The organism is Streptomyces sp. NPDC030245, from assembly GCF_055572995.1.
Genome location: NZ_JBVICF010000010.1, coordinates 64124 through 82294, shown reverse-complemented (window position 1 = coordinate 82294; position 18171 = coordinate 64124). Strand labels below are relative to the sequence as shown.

Annotated in this window: 21 protein-coding genes and 2 pseudogenes; 15 read left to right on the top strand and 8 right to left on the bottom strand. The window is 66.9% G+C overall.

Translation table 11 applies throughout. The features are described 5' to 3' along the window. The first annotated feature begins 13 nt into the window (after window positions 1–13). Window positions 14–553, top strand: a complete 540-nt coding sequence (locus tag ACZ4Z4_RS25760; RefSeq protein WP_468331775.1) for an SMI1/KNR4 family protein — start codon at window positions 14–16, stop codon at window positions 551–553. Between the two features lie 166 nt (window positions 554–719). Here the strand turns inward: ACZ4Z4_RS25760 and ACZ4Z4_RS25755 are convergent, their stop codons facing one another. Further along, a complete protein-coding gene (locus ACZ4Z4_RS25755) occupies window positions 720–1463 on the bottom strand; it encodes a hypothetical protein (protein ID WP_468331772.1) in 744 nt (247 codons plus the stop codon). A 422-nt stretch (window positions 1464–1885) separates the two neighbouring features. On the opposite strand from ACZ4Z4_RS25755, the gene ACZ4Z4_RS25750 reads away from it, so the two are divergent. From ACZ4Z4_RS25750 to ACZ4Z4_RS25710, 9 genes are all read left to right on the top strand, one after another. Beyond that, window positions 1886–2140: a helix-turn-helix transcriptional regulator gene (locus ACZ4Z4_RS25750; protein WP_468331769.1), complete on the top strand. Its 255-nt coding sequence runs from the start codon at window positions 1886–1888 to the stop codon at window positions 2138–2140. Window positions 2141–2316: 176 nt separating this feature from the next. Beyond that, window positions 2317–3240 carry a DUF6083 domain-containing protein gene (locus ACZ4Z4_RS25745; RefSeq protein ID WP_468331765.1) on the top strand — a complete coding sequence of 308 codons (924 nt, stop codon included), beginning with the start codon at window positions 2317–2319 and terminating at the stop codon, window positions 3238–3240. A gap of 148 nt (window positions 3241–3388) precedes the next feature. Continuing rightward, complete coding sequence (locus tag ACZ4Z4_RS25740; RefSeq protein WP_468332528.1) at window positions 3389–4879, top strand: UvrD-helicase domain-containing protein; 1491 nt, start codon at window positions 3389–3391, stop codon at window positions 4877–4879. Window positions 4880–5490: 611 nt separating this feature from the next. Next, window positions 5491–5652 (top strand): hypothetical protein, encoded by a 162-nt coding sequence (locus ACZ4Z4_RS25735; protein WP_468331762.1) that lies wholly within the window; start codon window positions 5491–5493, stop codon window positions 5650–5652. Between the two features lie 159 nt (window positions 5653–5811). Continuing rightward, a complete protein-coding gene (locus ACZ4Z4_RS25730; protein ID WP_468331759.1) occupies window positions 5812–6516 on the top strand; it encodes a hypothetical protein in 705 nt (234 codons plus the stop codon). A 465-nt stretch (window positions 6517–6981) separates the two neighbouring features. Then, entirely contained in the window at window positions 6982–7770 is a 789-nt protein-coding gene (locus ACZ4Z4_RS25725; RefSeq protein ID WP_468331756.1) for a hypothetical protein, read from the top strand. A gap of 121 nt (window positions 7771–7891) precedes the next feature. Then, window positions 7892–8413, top strand: a complete 522-nt coding sequence (locus ACZ4Z4_RS25720; RefSeq protein WP_468331754.1) for a hypothetical protein — start codon at window positions 7892–7894, stop codon at window positions 8411–8413. 230 nt (window positions 8414–8643) lie between these two features. Then, on the top strand, window positions 8644–8799 hold the full coding sequence (locus tag ACZ4Z4_RS25715; protein WP_468331751.1) for a hypothetical protein: 156 nt from the start codon (window positions 8644–8646) through the stop codon (window positions 8797–8799). A 27-nt stretch (window positions 8800–8826) separates the two neighbouring features. Then, on the top strand, window positions 8827–9510 hold the full coding sequence (locus ACZ4Z4_RS25710) for a hypothetical protein (protein ID WP_468331748.1): 684 nt from the start codon (window positions 8827–8829) through the stop codon (window positions 9508–9510). 70 nt (window positions 9511–9580) lie between these two features. Here the strand turns inward: ACZ4Z4_RS25710 and ACZ4Z4_RS25705 are convergent, their stop codons facing one another. Beyond that, entirely contained in the window at window positions 9581–9715 is a 135-nt protein-coding gene (locus tag ACZ4Z4_RS25705; protein ID WP_468331745.1) for a hypothetical protein, read from the bottom strand. Window positions 9716–9764: 49 nt separating this feature from the next. Here ACZ4Z4_RS25705 and ACZ4Z4_RS25700 point away from each other — a divergent pair, with 49 nt between their 5' ends. Together ACZ4Z4_RS25700 and ACZ4Z4_RS25695 are read left to right on the top strand one after the other, a co-directional pair. Continuing rightward, a complete protein-coding gene (locus ACZ4Z4_RS25700) occupies window positions 9765–10295 on the top strand; it encodes an SMI1/KNR4 family protein (RefSeq protein WP_468331742.1) in 531 nt (176 codons plus the stop codon). A gap of 1118 nt (window positions 10296–11413) precedes the next feature. After that, window positions 11414–12454 (top strand): NucA/NucB deoxyribonuclease domain-containing protein, encoded by a 1041-nt coding sequence (locus ACZ4Z4_RS25695; RefSeq protein ID WP_468331739.1) that lies wholly within the window; start codon window positions 11414–11416, stop codon window positions 12452–12454. A 56-nt stretch (window positions 12455–12510) separates the two neighbouring features. Here the strand turns inward: ACZ4Z4_RS25695 and ACZ4Z4_RS25690 are convergent, their stop codons facing one another. From ACZ4Z4_RS25690 to ACZ4Z4_RS25680, 3 genes and pseudogenes are all read right to left on the bottom strand, one after another. Next, the gene (locus tag ACZ4Z4_RS25690; protein WP_468331737.1) at window positions 12511–12954 is read right to left on the bottom strand and encodes a hypothetical protein; all 444 of its coding nucleotides are present in this window, start codon (window positions 12952–12954) and stop codon (window positions 12511–12513) included. A gap of 162 nt (window positions 12955–13116) precedes the next feature. Further along, a pseudogene (locus ACZ4Z4_RS25685) lies at window positions 13117–13378 on the bottom strand (transposase family protein); the annotation flags it as partial. A gap of 59 nt (window positions 13379–13437) precedes the next feature. Beyond that, window positions 13438–13740 (bottom strand): pentapeptide repeat-containing protein, encoded by a 303-nt coding sequence (locus ACZ4Z4_RS25680; RefSeq protein ID WP_468331734.1) that lies wholly within the window; start codon window positions 13738–13740, stop codon window positions 13438–13440. A gap of 1554 nt (window positions 13741–15294) precedes the next feature. Between ACZ4Z4_RS25680 and ACZ4Z4_RS25675 the strand changes: the two genes are divergently transcribed. The 3 genes and pseudogenes from ACZ4Z4_RS25675 to ACZ4Z4_RS25665 form a co-directional block, all read left to right on the top strand. Further along, window positions 15295–15840 (top strand): RNA polymerase sigma factor, encoded by a 546-nt coding sequence (locus ACZ4Z4_RS25675; protein WP_468331731.1) that lies wholly within the window; start codon window positions 15295–15297, stop codon window positions 15838–15840. A gap of 290 nt (window positions 15841–16130) precedes the next feature. Next, window positions 16131–16394, top strand: a complete 264-nt coding sequence (locus ACZ4Z4_RS25670; RefSeq protein ID WP_468332525.1) for a cold-shock protein — start codon at window positions 16131–16133, stop codon at window positions 16392–16394. Between the two features lie 512 nt (window positions 16395–16906). Further along, window positions 16907–17250, top strand: a pseudogene (locus ACZ4Z4_RS25665) (transposase); the annotation flags it as partial. A 12-nt stretch (window positions 17251–17262) separates the two neighbouring features. On the opposite strand, the gene ACZ4Z4_RS25660 reads toward ACZ4Z4_RS25665, so the two are convergent. Genes ACZ4Z4_RS25660 through ACZ4Z4_RS25650 form a run of 3 tightly spaced genes read right to left on the bottom strand, consistent with a single transcriptional unit; the run spans window position 17263 to window position 18120 of the window. Continuing rightward, complete coding sequence (locus ACZ4Z4_RS25660) at window positions 17263–17646, bottom strand: hypothetical protein (protein ID WP_468331728.1); 384 nt, start codon at window positions 17644–17646, stop codon at window positions 17263–17265. Further along, the gene (locus tag ACZ4Z4_RS25655) at window positions 17607–17909 is read right to left on the bottom strand and encodes a zeta toxin family protein (protein ID WP_468331725.1); all 303 of its coding nucleotides are present in this window, start codon (window positions 17907–17909) and stop codon (window positions 17607–17609) included. Before ACZ4Z4_RS25655 ends, ACZ4Z4_RS25660 begins: the two co-directional genes overlap by 40 nt. Window positions 17910–17952: 43 nt before the next feature. Next, complete coding sequence (locus tag ACZ4Z4_RS25650; protein WP_468331722.1) at window positions 17953–18120, bottom strand: zeta toxin family protein; 168 nt, start codon at window positions 18118–18120, stop codon at window positions 17953–17955. Window positions 18121–18171: the final 51 nt, after the last annotated feature.

Genomic DNA, 18171 nt, shown 5'->3' with positions numbered 1-18171 from the left:
AAGACGACCCCCGATGCACCCCGCCGTCGAACGCCTTGCCGCTCTCGTTCCTCCCCCCGGCCCCCGCCGCTCACGAGACTGGGCTGCCGCAGAGCAGCGGCTCGGCACCGCCCTGCCGCAGGACTACAAGGAACTCGTTGAGACCTACGGAGGCGGAGTCTTCGACGAGACCATCTGGCTCCTGGACCCCGCATGCCCGGACGAGGACTACAACCTCCTCGACCAGGCCACGGAGCGGGCAGAAGTCCTGGCCAACTTGTGGGAGACCGAAGCCAAGCCGGCACAACTGCAGGCCGGCAGTCAGGCCCAGGTCCTGCCCTGGGCCTACATCGAGGGAAGCGGCGCCTACCTGTACTGGCTGCGACGGCCGGAACAGAAGCCCGACGAGTGGGAAGTCATGTTCAACGAGGGCCGGGGGCCGGAATGGGAACACCACCCCCACCAGTGCACACCCTTCCTCCTGTCCGTCCTGACCGGAGAGGCGGACACGGTGTACTTCCCCGACTTCCCCCCTGCTGAGCATCAGTTCGACTCCAACGACGACATCCTCTAAAATCCCCGGGCCGCTCTGCCCCCAGTAGTCGCAGTGAGGGTTGCCTGCCGGGCTCACCGAGTGATGTCCGGCTGTCGGCTTCACAGTGAGTCTGCTGGCCAGAGCGATGGGTCCACAGGCGGTGACCGCCGCAAAGCCGCAAAGTGGCAGCGTTGCGCGAGCGCGCTCAGGTCTGTTCCGGCAGCTGCCAGCACGTTTCGCCTGCTTCGGGGTCACGGCGCCAGGACACCAGGGTGCGGATACGGGCGAGCTGGTCGAGGAGGTCCGTAAGAGGCCCGGGAGCGGTTGCGCACAACCAGGTGAGGTCGTCGGCGCAGGCGCGGCCGAGACTGGCCTCGGTATGGACCGCAAGGATCAGGGCGGCCAGCTGTACGGACGGCGGGGCCTCGCGGGGAACTGTCAGGGGGACGGGGTGCAAGGCCCAGTGAGCGGCCCGCGCCCGTTCCTCCCGGCCGGGCGCCTGGGCAAGCACCGCGGCGTCCAGTAGCTGAGCGTTGGTTCGCCCGCGCCGCCGGCGGGTGCAGCGCAGCCAGCCGGCGTGCTCGAGCTCGTGCCACGGGGCGGCGTGGGAGGCCAGGCGCATGCCGCGCAGGAATCCTTCCGGGAGTTCCACGCGTCCTTGGCGGTCGGCGCGCAGCGCGCACTGCAGGGCGAGGAGGCGGGCGGTGGGGGAGGAGAAGCGGGGCAGCGCCGCGGCCAGGTAGGTGAGTATCTCCTTCACCCGCACGCGTTCATCCGTCCCCGGCGGCCGTCCCGTTGGACGGCTTCGCCGCCGGCGGGAGACCTCAAGGGACGGGGCGGTGGAGAGCGTGGCGTCGGGGACCATCGCGGCGTGCGCGGTCGCGGCCGCGCAGGCCGCGCAGGTATCGGCCAGGCGCCACAGGCGCCCGCCCTGGGCTCGCGTGAGCACCAGCCGTACAGCGCCGGAGCAGCCGCGATGGCGTGGATGCCACCCACAGCCCCGCTCGTGGCACTGGCAGGTCCGCAGATGCGACGGCAGTACGTCACGCCGGGCGTGCCGCGCCAGATGAGCCAGCACTGCCGAGCGTGCCGAGTCGGCCGCAAGGGGCCGCGGGTCACGGGGGCAGTGCGGGCACACCAGTACCGGCCCACCTGCCCCGGGCCGCAGCTCCACGCTCCAGATGCGCCGCACCCTCGTGTGCGTCGTGCAGAGCCTCATCGGGTGCGCTCCTCCCGCCTGATCGCGCCGTCATCGGATGACGAGCGCACACGCTAGTGCAGACCTCTGCCCTGCCGCAGAGGTGCCGACCTGCGGAAATAGGGCAGAGGTCTGCACTGACAGGGCAGGGTGCTGCACCTTCGGATGGTGGGGTGACGATCTTCCCGCCCGACCCGAACCTCACCGCGCTGCGCCTGGAACTCGCACGCCTGAGGGCCGAGCGGGGATTCACCTACGACGAACTCGCCGAACGCAGTGGCCTGGCCCGCCGCACCCTCATCGAGATCGAGCAGGGCCGCACCATCGGCAGCCTCAAGACCTGGCACGCCCTCGCTCACGCCCTCGACGTCCCCGTCGACCGCCTACTGGGCACCCTCTGCGACGACCACACCCCACCCGGCGCCTGACCTCCCGGCTGGTCTCCCCGCTTTGGCTGGAGCCGTCAAGACGCCACCCAAACGAGCAATCGCAATAGAACAAACACTCCCTGTCTCGCACACCCGCCCCCATCCGCTGGGCCATTCGCTGGATATGCCGCCGCCGCCTCCATGTCCGCGGCGTGCCGCCTGGCACGTTTCCCTCCATGCACCCGCACCCCCCGAGCACGGCCCGCCACTGGGACGGCAGCCCCCTCGCCCCACGCCGCCACCGCTCCCTACGCGTGTCCGCAACCAGCCCCAGCCGCCTGCTGCGCACCGGGCAGCACAGCCGCTGCCACACATGCGGCAACCGCATCGAGTGGTACCAGCGCAACAACCACCGTCCCATCGCCCTGCACCCGGCCGAGTTCGCCAACACCGACGTACCCGACTCCTGCCGGTGGCACCTCAGCGGCGGCATCGCCTACCGCCACAGCGACAACAGCGCCTGGTGCCGCACCCCGCACGCCGTCCTGTGCCCACGGCGCACCATCACCACCCGGCTCACACCCCACCTGCAAGACGTCCGACGCCACCTCGCTGTCCGCACCCGTGCCCTGATCGACACCGGTCTGTTCACCCCGCCCGCACCGGCACCCGCACCGGCCCCGCGCGAAACGATCCCGGACAGCTGCATCCTCCGACCGGTCGTCCAGCTCCTATACACCCGCTACCTCGCCGACCACCCGCTCCACACCATCCGGTGCGTGGCCCAGACCCGCACGCGCCACCGCTGCCCCCACCTGATCCTGGACCCCACAGCCCCGGTCGGCGCCTGGGTCCTCCTGCCCGCCAGCTCTCACCCCGCCCGCCGCCAATTCGCCCTGCCCGACGGGCTCATGGCCATCTACGACCTCAGTCACCTGCCCTACGCCGAACAACTGCGCTGGCGCGCCCAACGCTGCCCCGCACATGCCGCCGCCCACAGCGCCGCCGACCTCGCCTTGACGGCATGGCAGGTCTTCGACCCTCTGCTGCACCACCACCACATCCACACGCGCCTGCCCGTGCCTGCGCCCAGCGGCCGTCACGCGGCGGGGAAGCGCCGCGAGCCCTCAAGAACCTCCTGGCCGGCCCGGTCCCGCTGACCCGGCGGAGACCGCACGCCCACCGCAGGCAGGACTGCCCAAACTCCGCCGTTCTCGACTGCGGGACGTACGACACGCCCCAGCGCTGCCAACAACCCTCAACTCCAGGCGGCCCGTCCGCCTCACCTCACCCCGGAGCACCGCCGTGCTGACCCTGACCGACGAGCAGACTGCTGCCGCTGATACCTTCCGCGCCGGGGACCACCTGGTCCTGCAAGCCGGCGCCGGAACCGGAAAGACCACCACCCTGGCCCTGCTCGCCCAGGGCACCCGGCGCCGCGGCCGCTACCTCGCCTACAACCGTGCCATCGCCCGTGACGCCACCACACGCTTTCCGCCCACCGTCACCTCCAAGACGGCCCACGCCCTGGCCTACGCCGCCCTCGGTCACCGCTACACCCGACGTCTGAACGCGCCCCGCCGCCCCGCCGGACAGGTCGGCCAAGCCCTCGGCATCGCCAAACCGGCCCGCCTGGGAGAGCGCGATGTGACACCACGGACCCTCTCCTACGCCACCTTGCGCACCGTGACCCGCTTCTGCCACTCCGCCGATCCGGCCATCACCCGCCACCACGTACCCCGCCTGCGCGGCCTGGAAGACCCCGACCACCATGCCCAACTCGCACGTTTGATCGTGCCGTTCGCCCGCAAGGCCTGGGCCGACTTGCAGCACCCCGACGACGGAGCGGTCCGCTTCGAGCACGACCACTACCTGAAGATCTGGGCCCTCCGCCAGCCCACCCTGAGCGCCGACTACCTTCTCCTGGACGAGGCCCAGGACACCAACCCCGTCGTCGAGCAGGTCTTCCTCAACCAGCGCAGTCACGCCCAGTTGGTGATGGTCGGTGACTCCGCGCAGGCCATCTACGGCTGGCGCGGCGCCAAAGACGTCATGACCGGCTTCGACGGCACCGCCCTGACCCTGTCGCAGTCCTTCCGCTTCGGCCCCCACCTCGCCGCCGAAGCCAACCGCTGGCTCCAGATCGTCGGCGCCCCCATCCGTCTGACCGGCACTGACACTGTTCCCACCGAACTCGGTCCCCTCGCGCGGCCCGACGCCGTGCTGTGCCGCACCAACGTCGGAGCCCTGGCCGAAGTGATGACCCTGTTGACCGCTGGACACCGCGTGGCACTCGTCGGCGGAGGAGAAGGCCTGCGTGCCCTGGCCCTGGCCGCCCGCGACCTGAAGGAAGGACGCCGCACCGCCCACCCCGAGCTAGTCCTGTTCAGCTGCTGGGGCGAACTGCAGGACTATGCCGCCTACGACCCGGCCGGAGGCGACCTGCAGCCACTGGTCGACCTCATCGACACCCACGGCCCCGAAGCCATCCTCACCGCCGTCGCCCAGCTCACCCCCGAGGAGCAGGCAGAAGTCACCGTCTCGACCGCTCACAAGGCCAAGGGCCGCGAATGGGCAGAGGTGAAAGTCGCAGACGACTTCACCCCGCCTAAGGACAGTCAGGAGCGCGACGGCCAAGGCCAGCCTCTGCCCGGCCCGATCGACGACGACGAAGCCCGCCTCGCCTATGTCGCCGTCACCCGCGCCCGGAGGCGCCTCGACCTGGGTGGCCTGTCCTGGATCCACGACCACCCAGACACACCTGCCACAGGTAACGGCGGGCTGCCTACACAGGCCTGATGAACCCTTCCCCCTGGTCGGTCACTTCACAGGAGCAGAGCAGCGTTGCCCCCTCCAGCAGGAGTCTGTGCGCGTGCTGCCGTCCGGACGATGGGATGCCACGGTAACTAGCCACTTGAGCCGCTGTCCTCGGCGAACTCGATCAGTTGGTTCACCAGCTTCGTGGCGAACGAGTATCAGACGTCAAAGGTCGTGGCCTTCGTCGAGGGGCGGGCTTCACGGGTGTAAGCGAGGTCGAGACGTAGCGTTCGCCCGCGGGGCACTGCGCGAGTAGTCACGGGTCTGCTCGAGATTCCAGGTCTCGGTGTCCTGGTCAAGATAGTCGGCTGCGGCCTGTAGACCGCTCCACCAGGCATGATCTTCATGGACACCAGGCTGCGGCAGAGTCATTTCGCCGACGGGTCCGAACTCGAGCTGGGTGACGACGAGGGACCCGGTTTCGGACTCAATGCTGACCGGGACGTGTCCTTCGGTATCGGCAGGCATTTCTAGGGCGCGGCCCAGATGGGATGATGACCTGGGCCTTGATGGCGGGCTGGAGGCTTAGGAGGTACAGGTGGTAGACGTTACCGGCCACCACGGTGGCCGTCGTCCTTCTGGCTATTGCACTCGTGATCGTCATCGCACTGCTGGCCTCCGCCGGCGCGGGCAAACTCGCCCGCCTGGAGGGCGCTGCGTACCCCGCCGCCCTCACCCGGGCCGCCACCGTCTTCGCTGTGCTTCTCACTCTCGCCGCGACGGTGACCGCGGCCTTTACAGCACTGTTCGCTTGAATCGCCGGACGGATGTAGTCACCTAGTCGTATGGAGCAGGCGGACTGCCCCAGCCGCGGACTGGCATGCCCGCTAGCGCCGTTGCCCTGGGAGCGCGTCAACTGGTACCCGGCCAGATGCCGGGCGTGGCAGCCGCGCTCTCGCGGGTTCTGGCACGCTGTGACCACGGCCGTCACGCTGCACGAGCAGACCTTGATCATGAACGACGCCGAGACCGTCGAGCTGGAGGTCGACCTCATTGCCGGCTGGACCGTGCGGCCGCCCGGTGCGACGACCGGGTGCTGCTCGACTCCGGCCGGACTGCCCGCCCTGCGCGGAGGGCGGGCCAACCGCGGTGCCCAGCGCAGCGCGGTCTCGGCCGCCGTGGACGCGGCGATACTCAAGGCCTCTGAGGCTGAGCGCAGCGTGGCCGCCGACCGGAAACTGCACGAGCGGGTGACCGCCCTGACCGCCCATCCGCGTGCCCGCGAGTACGAACGGGCGCAGGTCCGCGTCCGGCAAGCTACCGCCGAGGCCGAGGCCGAGGCCGAGGCCGCGGCCGCGCAGCTGGCCGACGTCACCGTGGACGAACCGGCGGCTCCGGTAGTGCTGTCCGTGCTGCGCCCGGCCGCCGTCGCCCTCGCTCCGGAGCTGAAGTCCGCGGACGTCGAGGTCGTCGGCGACCAAGAGCTGGTCCTCGAGGAGCTGACTTGGGAGCAGGTCCTGGACTGGCGCAACCGCGCTGCCGGCCACCAATGGTGTCCGACCGCATCCATCAGTACTGCGAGACGTCGGCGTAACGCCTGTTCACTCGGGCGTTCGTCGCCCAGGTACGACGCCTGGCCCGCCTTGAGTACCTGGATCTCGGCTGCTCGGCTGGGGTAGGCATGAGCGAGGGCGAGACGTTGAATGCGGCCTGGCCCACGTCCGACTGCGGAGCGGGGATGGGTGGAGCAGCCCGCTCTGCGGCGATGGCCATTGATGCCGATGCCCGAGCGACCTGCGGCCGCACCGGACGTCAGCTCGAACTGTTGGCGCCCGTTGGCGTAACGTCACTCACGCCTCGTTTTCCGCCGATCTGTCAGGGAGTTCACTCCTCTGCTTACGTCGAATGCCCTCTCCTCGTGACGCCTCCCCCTATGACATAGCAGCACAAAACCAACCATGTGTTACTGCTTTGGAAGGGCGTGACACTGCCTCTCCAATGCGACTTGCGGGAGGCGGTACAAGGGAAAACTTAAATGGCTGAAACACCGTTGTTTTGCAACCCTTTGGTCACCGGTGGTGTCCTGGCTAGGATCCGGCAGGTATCGATCACTCCAGACATCACACCCATAGGGGACCAGCAGGATGAAGCGCCTAAAGACCGCGGCCATCGGCCTGGCTGCCATGGTCACACTCGCGGCAGCCAGCCTTCCAGCGACCGCCTCAACCAATAGTGAGCCCGATACGCAGGCCGCCAATCCGGCCTACAGGATTTTGAAGCACCTTGACTATTACGGCCCGGGGAAGGCGTCTCTGAGGGTCGGTTACTACCAGTTAATGGTGGACCGGGGCTTCGGGTGGAACAAGATCAAAAAGAAGCACAACATCACGAAATATGCGGCCGTCGAGTTTGTCGCCAAGTCCCCAGTCAGGAAAAACATCGGGGGAGAGACCTACCGATCTACGGGTTACGCTCAGAAGTACAGATGCCGTAACCGTGTATGCCACATCGAAAGACAGAAAAAGGTGCAACTGACCATCAATCAAAAAGAGTTGCGTGACGGTCAGGATAAGGGCGTCATCACTATGTACTGCACGGGCGTTGTTTGGTGCCCGAACTGGGTCAGCAAGGCTCTGGCCAAAGCGAACAACCGCGTTGCCCCTGAAGAAGAGGGCGTAATCCCAGAGAATGAGGCACCGGACAACGAGGTGCCACCCTCGGACGGCTTCGACCCGGAGGACGAGAGCACTGTCGCGGAAGAAGACGACGTCGTGGAGGGAAATATTCCCGCGGACGAGGATGCCGAAGATGGCAGCGAGTATTACGTGCGCTCCTACGAACCGCTCAGCGCCACGATGTCCTTGGAACAGATTGAGGCCACCGACGGCATGATGTCCGTCGGAAGCCGTAGTCTCCCGGAGCCCGCCGCCTAAACGGCTGCCGCCCACGAGGACCGGTATCTCTACGCCAAAATCCAGGAAGCCTCACGTACCCTACTGTCCCTGGCCCCAACGGGTCGGGGACAGTGTCCTCGCGCTATCTGAAGGAGGCTTCGTGGCCAGCCCTGACAGCGAATTCCTCTCCCGCTCTTCCGAAGTTGCCTTCGACCTGGGACTGGATGGATTCCGCATTTCCGCCATCGAAATGCGATCCCGGCAGGTGACTTTCACTGCGATGGACGGCCCGGTGGCCCCTCCCTCGTATCTCGAGGGAGAACCTCCCGTGCCCGGGCGCGCGGGACGGCGAGAACACGACTGGCAGCCCGCAGTTGACGCACCCGCATGGATGGTCATGGCTTGGCTGCTGGAAGACATGTCGACTTGGATCACGCCTCTCGCCGAGGACCACACCCTGGTGCTCGGCTTCGAAGCCCCGAGTCAGGACTGGTGTGACGTACTGCTCCTGAACGGGGACGACCGCTATCGGGTACGCATCCGCCTTGCCCACCGGCACGAACTGTTGGATTTCCCCGGGATGTACTTGCGCGACATGTTCTCTGAAGGACGACAACGCGCCTACATCTCCCCTGAATCCGGGCCGAACGAACAAGTAGTGGATCTACGTGACGTCTGGTAAAGGCCTTGAGTTGCAGCTCGCTGAGCCGGACCAGGCCGGTCAAGCAGTGGTCGCGGGCCAGGCGTAGGCGCGGCACCAGCAGCGCGCGGTTGGGGTGGCGGCTGCGGTGGTGGACACTGCTCGCCGAGGGCGTCGTGCGGTCCTGCATCTGACCGTGGATCACCGGGTCATCAAGGGATGGCCATGCCGAGTGGGCTTCGGAGAAGTGGGACGCGCTCATCGACAAGGGCATGAGACTCACGCAGAAGGAGATCGAGAGTGATCCGGTGTTCTCCCCTGTTGCCGAGCTGGAAGGCCCACTTGGACTTGGTGGTGAAGACCAGGCCGTGGCGGCTGCCCTTCCAGGCGTCGCCTGCGGCCTTCCTGTCGGTGAGCTGATTCTCTGACCCGGACCGACGGATACCGTGAGGGGGATGCACAACGACCACCATGACCTCTCCTGGATCGGCGAGCACGCCTGCGCCGACGTGCCGTCTCGCGACACACCGGGTATGCGTGAGGGGATCTCGTTGACCGCGATACGTGGCATTGACACGCCCGCGTGGCTCGACCGCCTGGGCGCTGTCACGACCGGGATGCCGGTCGCGTATCGGGACTACACCATCCCGGACGACGTCGAAGGGTCGGTCGCCATGGTCGGAACCAGTGGTGACTGGTCCTTTGTCCTGGAGGACGGGGACGCGGCCACGGTGTTCCTGTCCCAGTTCGACAACGATGACGTTCTGTCCCGTGAAGGAGAGGAGATGGTGTGCGTGACGCTCAACCGCCACGATGCGCCTGCCGTGATCCTCTACTCCTCTCCGGCCGATGACCGGATGGCATGGTCGGCTGATTTCGGCACGGCGTTCCGGGACGGATACTCCGCGCTTCCCGAAGACACCGCGGCTCGCCTGTCCGTTCTTGACGACAGGCTCGCTGCTCACGGTGCCGTCCATGCCCGGCTCGCTCCTGCGGCCCGTCCGTGGTCGGAGACGGGCCTGTCGGACTGGGCGCCGGCCGTGTACCGGGCCGTCGGCAGCCTGAGCGGCATCCGGATCGACCGGGACGCAGTCGAACAGGGACAGCTGTCCGCGGTGGTACTGCCGGAGCCCGTGTAGACGCGACCAGGACACAAAGAGGGGAGGGGCGGCACCCCTGGCTGGTGTGCCCCCCTGTGCTGTTACAGGGTCAGCTCGTCTTCATGGTGCACTTGAAGACGCCGTTCTTGTCCTCGCAGTCGCCGCTCATGCCGGTCTCGAGCCAGTACGCATCACAGTCGTCGAGACGGAGCTTCTTCGCGAAGCCCGCGGAGAACGCGGACATGGACCCGGAGCAGTGCGGCCCGGTTTCTCGGGGCCCATAGGATGCGCTCGTGGCGCAGTTTGATGAGGTCAAGGCGACGTTCTGGGGCGAGGGCCGGTACGGGGTCCAACTGCCGTTGACCGACGCGGTCGTTCAGGATGCCGAGTGTCAGCTCGGTGTCCGTCTGCCAGCTTCGCTGCTGGAGATCCTGCGAATCCAGAACGGCGGTGCGGTGGCGGAGCTGTGGAATGCGTTCCCGACCGATGTGGCGACGTCGTGGAGCGAAAACCACGTTCCGCTCGACGACATGATGGGCATCGGCCGTCACAAGGGCCAGTCGTCTTTGCTGGACACGGCATATCTGGTCGAGGAATGCGGTCTGCCGTCCCCGCTGGTGCTGTTGTCCGGTGATGGTCACTGCTGGATCGCTCTCGACTACCGCAGGTGCGGAAAGCGCGGGGAGCCGTCGGTGACGTGGTTCGACGTGGAAGACGAAACGGAGCTCCCGCTGGCCGCGGACTTCAAGACGTTCGTCGAGCGTCTGGTTGCGGCCACGTCGCTCGATTCCGGCGCCTCGGAGGGTGACCGGCCGGCGTCATGATCCGGCTCTGCCGAGCCTGCCCGGTTCGGGGCGCTGGGGCTGACAAGGCGCCAGTAGATCTCGCGCTGGTCGTGTCCGGTATTGCCTGGCACGGTCCGCCGGTACGACCTTTGCCCTCGCCCGGGTGACACTCCACCCGAACCACCCTCGGCGCCCGACGGATCCCGGTATCAATAGGTGTTCTTCTTCCTCAACGCCGCAGGTCAGGACCAGTGTGGTGCCCGTGGGGCAGAAATAGCCGTTCCTCAGCCGCGTTTCTGCAACGGGGATACCGAACAGCACTAAGTCCAGGATGTGTGATTATGCCGGAAAGGCCGATGATCACGGGCGTCCCCGTCTTGGCCCAAGCGCCACCACCAACTACCAGTGCAGCCGTCCGTCGTGGGCTGCGGCAAGAGACCCGTATTCGTCCCGCTGGTTGAAAAGTGTCTAGTCAACCGCGCGTGGCGGCACCACAAAACCTGAGGCAGAACCACTACTGCTTGACCCGGTGGCCCGGTGAAACAGGGCCAGGAAGAGTGACCCGACCGTCGGCGCGAGGCCGGTGTCCCGGGGACAGTTTCAGGTTCATCTCACACGCCGCGGCACATGCTCCTCCCGCCGGCTGTCCCGGGTGCACCGATTGCAACGCTCCTGTCCTGAAAGAGCGTTGACATCGCTTTTGACTTAATGATCATGTGGGTTCGCCTCCGAACACGTTCGGTGACAGACCGACCACGACCTTGTGAGAACAGATGCAGACAGCAAGTCGCCCATTACCGTTCCGTAGACGTTGGGCCGCGGTTTCGATCGCTGCGGTCCTGATATCGGTGGCGCTTCCGGCTTCCTCCCAGGCACTCGACGAGCCTGCCCCTCAGATGGAGGTCGTCACCACTATCGGGCCGGCCGGTGCTCCACGGCCGACCCTTGAGGGCCTCGGGGAGGATGCCGCCGCGTCACGTGCCACTTCGGCGAACACGGCGGAGCTGACGCAGCCTCACGCCGCCCTGGAAACTCTCGGGCCCGCCGGGCGGTGGGCACCGAAGTCGAAAACTCCGTCCTCGACCGCACCGCTGCCTACGTCCAGCGGCCCGGCCCGGCAGGCAGCGGCACCCCCCTACCCGGACCCGCCGCGGACCATGACCAAGAAGGAATGCCTCAAGGGCCTGGAAACGCACGAGAAGTTCTACATCAAGTCCCGGTTCGCGGTGTGCTCGGGCTCCACCCTCAACTCGGTCTGGTCCATCAACGACCGGCCGTCCGGCGAGAGCCAGATAGCCTTCCTGTCGGTGGGCACCATCGCCGAGGGAAGCCGGACGGTGAACTTCCGCCACTACTACCGGTTCGAGGCCGTCGGGCAAACCGGGGCACCCGCAATGATCATCACACCGAAGGTATCGCTGCCTCAGACCTGGCCGGCCAGCGCCCAGATCAGTCAGGGCGGGGATTTCCCCTCCGCGCAGAGCTGGGCGACTCTCGCCGCACAGCCCGAACCAGGGTTCTCCCACAACCTCACGGGCAAGACCGGTACGGGCTCTGGGCGCGATGACGCCCTGTTCACCATCTTCCAGCCCGACCTCACGGTGAAGTACCCCGCCGGCTGGCAGGTGAAAGGGCCGACGCGCGCCACACCGTTCTTCCTGGCTCCGCGCTGGGACAAGGCAAGCTACTTGGCCGGATCCAGGGCCGACGGCGGAGCCTCGTTCAGTTACGCGGTAGCGATGCCCTTCAGCACCAAGCCCGGAGCCAAGGAGCGACTCGCGGCCCAGCACATCAAGGACGCCTACACCAAGCCGACGAAAACTGAGCCAGCAAACACCAAGAAGGACATCCCTGGCCGCACCGCCAGCCGCCCCCTCACCCGCCTGTTTCACGACAAAGAACGCCGCGAGGCCAACCGCAGGGAGGCGATCAAGGTGTGCAAGGCCGAGTGGGGGGCCGGATACGCGGAGGGCGGGAAGAAGCAGTGCGATGAGTTCCCCTTCTCCACCACCTACGAGGGTGCTGCCCAAGCACTCAAAAAGTACGATCCGCAAGGCAAAGCACCCAAGAAGAACTTCTCCGCCCGGCCCATTCCCAAGGAAGACAACGGAGCCGGCGGAAATATTATGAGCGGCTTCTACTCCAAGAACCGCATCATTGACGGGCCCGACGACGGATTCATGATCAAGGTGTCCTGATCAAGGTGTTCTGATGTGATGCCGCTGTGGACGGAGGCCATCCGCCCACAGCGGCATCACACTGGCCAGAACTGCAGCAGGAACCGCTCCACGCCCTTCGGTACGCCCTGCTCGGCGAGAGGAGCGACTGCTTCCTGCCCCACTACATGAGCCCTCAGCCGCCACCGCCGTCCCGCCACACCAAGGTTGATGTCATGCTCGTCCGGACCGCCTGCCGTGTGGAACTGCAGCTGCCCCGAGGAAGAGTCCAGCTCCGCTTCCCCCGTCGCCTCCCACAGCGCACTTTGATCCGGCGCAGGCGGTGAGTCCCAGACTTCGACCGTGAACGCGGCCCAATGGGTGTGACCGCCTGTTCTGATGTCCACCCGCCCGTGCTCTCCCACGACCAGCCCTCCCTCACCCTCAGGCCAGTCGTCGATGATGTCCTCGTCGGCATCCTGCAACCAGAGCAAGAACCGCTCAACCAGGACCGTGAACTCGTCGCGATGAACCAACGCCACGTGGACTCTCCCCTCACTCGCGTCACTGCCCCACGACGCTACCCGGGCCATGATCACTGTGGCAGTCGATGCCAAGACAATTCGCTCTCCGTCCTCATCGTTAAAGCGTGTTGCACAAGGCTGCGTTCGGGCAGGTCAGAGCCAATGAGGGCAGTTCTCTGATCATGATGCGAGGGCGAGGTTGTGCATGTGGGCGACGGCCTGGATGGCGTGGTGGAGGCCGTCGCCGTGTTGCCGGCAGCCGCGGAGGATCTTGTAGTTCTTCATGCGTCCGATCACATGCTCCACCCGCGCGCGGACCACTTGCGGTGGGCGGCATTGTCGTCTTCCTCACCCGCCAACAGTGCCCGGCGGGGGCGTTTGCGGTGCGGCACCGCACCATCCCGCAGTTGAGGTAGGCCCCGTCACCGAGCGGTGTCCATCCCGCCCGAAGGCCCGACGCTGCCGCCGTGTGCCCCACCCAATGAGGACCGAGGGCCAGGGTCAGAGCCGACTCGCTGACCGATCTGGTGCCCGTCCGCCACGTACCCGGTATACCCCCGGGCTCACTTCGTCGGACTGCTCGCGGACTACCAACTCCAACCCTAAAGGCCACAGGGTGGCCCGGTTCCAGGTTGCTCCTGGCGGCAGACGCACCCCCCTGGCGAGTAGCTTCGCGCCGGTCAGCTTCGCGTCGCGCAGGATCGCGTCGGTGAGGTCCGCGCCGCGCATATTCGCTTCGGTGAGGTTCACGCCGTGCAGGTTCACGCCGCGCTGGAACGCGCCGGGCAGCTTCGCGCCGGTCACGAAATCGACGTTGCATCCGATGTCTGCGTGGGTGTGATCGCACAGGCAGGTACATCGTTTGTGCGCGACTTCCCAGCCGATTCCGGTGGGGCCGTGGCCCAGGAGCTGGATGAGGTCGGGGCAGGGCGGGCCGTCGGTGGTCTCCAGCCGTACGGAGCCGCCTACAGCGTGCCAGGCATCCGTGCCGTTGATCGGGCCCGGCCCGGCGGTCGCCCGGATGCGGCGGAGCAGGGGCGAGTAGATCGAGGGCGGATCGCAGGGCGAGGCGGTGGCTGCGGCGTAGGCGGCGCGCTCCTCGGCTGTCCACTCCGGCTTGGGCTGCAGCAGGTCGTAGTCGGGGCGAAGCGGTTAACGACACGATCCCACCAGTGGGGGTTGAAGCCGGTAAGCAGGATGCTGGCCGGCATGCCGGGGCGGTACAGGCAGATGCCGTCCCTCTCCCTGCGGTACCGGAGGCCGGGCACGCCGATAATCCGGTCTTGGGGGCTTGAGAATTCGTCGTAGCCGTTCAGCCGGGGGAGGAGGAACTCGGCCCAGTAGTAGGCAACATACGGCTCATTGGCGAGCCGGAGGCCAAGCTGGTCCTCATCTGGCCGGACCTGGACGATGCCCAAAGGGTGCTCGCAGACACCGCCGATCTTGCAGCAGGCGAGGAAGACCGCGGCTCGACTGCCCCTGAGACCCCCGGCAGCCGGTTGCTCGACGAACTGGGGAGACCGGGGAATCCGAGCAGCAGGTGAATGGGATGCTGAGTGCGGTATCGCTCGCAGGTGGTTGCCGAGCCGGAGCGGATGCAGGCTCGCCTCGGTCCTCAGCTGTCGTCCATGCCTTCCTCGGTATGGAGTCGGGCCTCGAGGCCGCTCGACCAGGCCAGGGCCCAGGTACGCAGGGCGGTCACCTGTCCGGGGTTCAGGCCGTAGGTGGTGAAGGCCAATGTCCGAAGACGATCAGCCCCAGACGGTGCTTCATGGGGCACCCGGGCCCTTCGCGGCTTGCTCCTGCTCCGCCGTCGGCGGCATGAGGCGGACGCCGGTGATGGGCCACCGACGTGCTCCACGGAATCTGCCACGCCTGTCGACGTAGGAACGAGCCATCGTTTAAGAAGTTCACCCGATCAGGTGATCGGGTGAACTTCGCAGGGCGGTGCTGCTCCGAGTTGGGGCAACGGCTGCTGTGAAGCGGACGGGCAGGCCCGGCCGTCGGCGGCAGACGGCCGGGCCCTGGATGTCAGAAAACGGGGGCTTCGGCGCCACCTTCTACCGGAGCGAGGGCACCTGTCCTTGCCGAAGAAGGAGGAACACAGCGTCGTGGACAGCACAGTTGTCAGTGCGGCAGTGGCCGCCGTCGTGTGCGCGGCCGGGTGTGTCGCCCGGCTGCTCAGGGCCCGGATCGCCACCCGGGCCCTGTTGGGCAAGGCACGCATTGAGGAGGAAGGTCGCACGGCCCGGATCAGGGCACTGGGTCAGGGCGGTACCTTGCAGGAACGGGACCAGGCGGGGCGTCAACTGGCTGTGTACCAGGGAGTGGTGGCGAGGGGAGAAGGCCGTGGGCCGCATGGCGGATGACGCCGCAGCCGTGCCCGGTGCACTGGAGCAGCCAGCGTCGGCAGCCGATGTCGGCGGCTCCTATCAGGAGGACCGGGCCTACCTCATCCGGTTCCTGCTGCGCCATGGGGCCACCTTCCCGGAGGCCGAGGACGCGGTACAGAGCGCGTTCGTGGAACTGATGCGCTCACGGCGGCCGGTGCGCAGCCCCCGGGCCTGGCTGCGCACGGTCGCCCTGCGGGCCTTTTTGCGGCAGATGGTCCCCGAGCAGCCCGAACAAGACCTCACGGATGGTCTGGCGGCGACGTGCGTGGACTGGCGCACTCCCCTTCAGGCCGCGGAACTGGGCGAGCAGCAGCGCCGGGTCCTGCATGCGCTGGTCCAACTGCCTTTCAAGCAGCGCAGCGTGATGGCCTGGCACCTCGACGGGTTTGCCACCGGGGAGATCGCCGAGGCGATGGGCCTGGAGAAGGCCGCGGTCCTGCAGAATCTCTCGCGGGCCCGGCGCACTCTCAAGCAGCAGCTCGGCATCACCGACCGAAGGAGGCCGAAGTGAGTGACATCCGGCGTACTTCAGACGACGAACTGGGCCTGCTCCTTGACGAGATGGACACAGCCCTTCTGGCGGCCGTCCGCACACGGCTCACCGGCCCGGATGGTGGCGCCGAGCACGGCGCAGTGCCCGGAACGGAAACAGTGCACGAGGACATCATTCGGAATGCCGACGAGACACTCGACCATGCGCTCGGAACGACCGACGATGCCCTGTTGACGGCTATTGAGAACCGTGGCCGGCGCACCGCCCGGACAGGCAACCAGCCACGCCCAGCTGGCTCCGGCGTATCGGTGCCGGAACCGGATGGGGATTCTGAAAATTCCAGCAGGCAGGAGAACGGTCTCACGACCGGGACAGTCAAGTGGTTCAATGCCGAAAAGGGGTACGGCTTTATCGCCGTCGACAGTGACCCGCCCGTCGACGTCTTCGTCCATTACAGTGCGATCCAAATGGACGGATACCGAACCCTCGAGGAAGGGCAGCGCGTCGAATTCTCTATCTCGCAGGGGCAGAAAGGGCCTCAAGCAGCCGACGTGAGGTATGTGAACGGATAAGGAGTCACACCTCCACACGCTGATGTGCGCTGTGGTATGCGCTAGCCCTCGGCCGGGACGCGTGTAGACGAGCCTTATGGCAGCTCGGGAGGGGACGGGGCCTTTATGGGGTGCTGAGCGGGAGAGTTGTATGTCCCAGAGCGGGAGGAGGGGCGGTTTCCTGGGTGTTGTTGCGGACGTAGACGGTGAGGCGGGGGAGAGGGCGATGCCGTCCGCCGCGCGGTGGGCTCGTTTGCGGTCGCGGCGGGTGTCGGCACTCGGCGCGGGGGACTGCAGTGCCTTGCGGACGGGCCGCCAGTCTCCGGGCTTCACCTCCAGTGCAGCGATCGCCGTGTCGTGCCAGTCCTGTGGGCGGTCTTGTTGGGCGAGGTCGAGGGCGTGGAGGACCTCGGGCAGGATGCCGGAGGTCGGACGGGCGGGGGAGTCACGGATGTCGTCGGTGTGTGGTTTGACGGCGGTGCCTCAGACGGTGATCCGCTTGTCCATGAGAGTGCCGTCCAGCTGCTGGCGGGCGAGGTCGACTTGCCGACGCCCGCGGCCTGAAGGCATACGCAGGCTCCTCACCCATCACCAGAGCCTCTGGTAAGAAGTCGAGCGTCTCCCGGCGATGGGTGAAGAACGACCGGCTCGTCCACGCCGGCTACCTCTGGGCCTTCGCTGCCATCACTCGATCACCTGCGGCCAAGGTGCACTACCGGCGGCGCCGCGACCACGGGGATTGGCACTCTGCGGCTCAGAGGAACTCTTCAACCGCATGATCGGACAGCTCTACTGCTGCCTGCAGCACAACTGGGCCTATGACGAGGCCGTGGCCTTCTCAGAGGCCGGTGCCGCTGCACAGGCGGTTGCAGCCTGACCTGTCGAGCCTTCACCGGACAACGCGAATGTCTGGCAACACCGAGGCGTCCACGCCTTCCCGGGCGAGAACGGTCCGCGCCAGATCCCGGACAGCACTCCACCCGGGGTCGCTGGCAAGAGCCGCTGTCGTCCACTGGTTCGTGGCTTCGTCGCGTGTCATCCCATCGAAGATCGAGTCGATCACCCGCAGGTCGGGCAGCGAGTCACGGCCGATATGCCCGTCCTCCATCAAGCGCTCGGCCATACGGAAGGCGTGATCGAAGTCGAGTGCAATCTCGTCCGTCACGACACCGTGTTTCTCCAGCCACGTTGTCTGGTCCGATGCCGGTGCCGCCATCACCGTCAGCGACTCGATCAGGAGGCGCCGGCGAAACGAAGAACCGTGAGTATCCACAGCGGGATCATCCCACTCGTCCCAGAGAGAGATCCGCCTGTTCGACCGGCCCCCAGCAGCCGACTTGACCCGTTAACCGCCTGAGGTGTCTCCGCTGTCGTCACCGTCACGACCTCGATCCGGTGACCTGCCCGCCGGTATGCGCCAGACGGCGTCCGGAACTCCTCCGGGGCGGCGAGAGCGGACTCCACCACCGCATCGAACCCGTGCACCCGGACATGCTCCTCTACCTCGCCCTGCCACCGGCACGTGTCCGGACGCACCCCTCACGCCAGCAGTGCGGACGTCGGCGGCCTGGAACTCGGCCTACCGGGAGTGCACCGGCTTGTAGAGGTCGCTGCAGATCCGTACCGCACCGCCTCGTCGGCCCAGCGCCGCCTGTACAAGGTCAGCGATCAGGGTCTTCCCCGCGCCGAGCTGCCCGCGACCACAACGACGACGGGGTGGGGATGTGAGACAGCCGCGTTCGTGCACGCAGGAACGATCACCTGCTCCAGCACCTGGCGGCTCTCCGTCTCGGGCAAT

What these genes read in the sequence shown, in the direction of transcription:
- ACZ4Z4_RS25675 (WP_468331731.1), top strand. Translation starts at nt 15,295, where the DNA reads ATGGCGGATGACGCCGCAGCCGTGCCCGGTGCACTGGAGCAGCCAGCG.
- ACZ4Z4_RS25705 (WP_468331745.1), bottom strand. Translation starts at nt 9,715, where the DNA reads ATGTCCGCGTTCTCCGCGGGCTTCGCGAAGAAGCTCCGTCTCGACGAC.
- ACZ4Z4_RS25715 (WP_468331751.1), top strand. Translation starts at nt 8,644, where the DNA reads ATGAGACTCACGCAGAAGGAGATCGAGAGTGATCCGGTGTTCTCCCCT.
- ACZ4Z4_RS25745 (WP_468331765.1), top strand. Translation starts at nt 2,317, where the DNA reads ATGCACCCGCACCCCCCGAGCACGGCCCGCCACTGGGACGGCAGCCCC.
- ACZ4Z4_RS25725 (WP_468331756.1), top strand. Translation starts at nt 6,982, where the DNA reads ATGAAGCGCCTAAAGACCGCGGCCATCGGCCTGGCTGCCATGGTCACA.
- ACZ4Z4_RS25695 (WP_468331739.1), top strand. Translation starts at nt 11,414, where the DNA reads ATGACCAAGAAGGAATGCCTCAAGGGCCTGGAAACGCACGAGAAGTTC.
- ACZ4Z4_RS25760 (WP_468331775.1), top strand. Translation starts at nt 14, where the DNA reads ATGCACCCCGCCGTCGAACGCCTTGCCGCTCTCGTTCCTCCCCCCGGC.
- ACZ4Z4_RS25710 (WP_468331748.1), top strand. Translation starts at nt 8,827, where the DNA reads ATGCACAACGACCACCATGACCTCTCCTGGATCGGCGAGCACGCCTGC.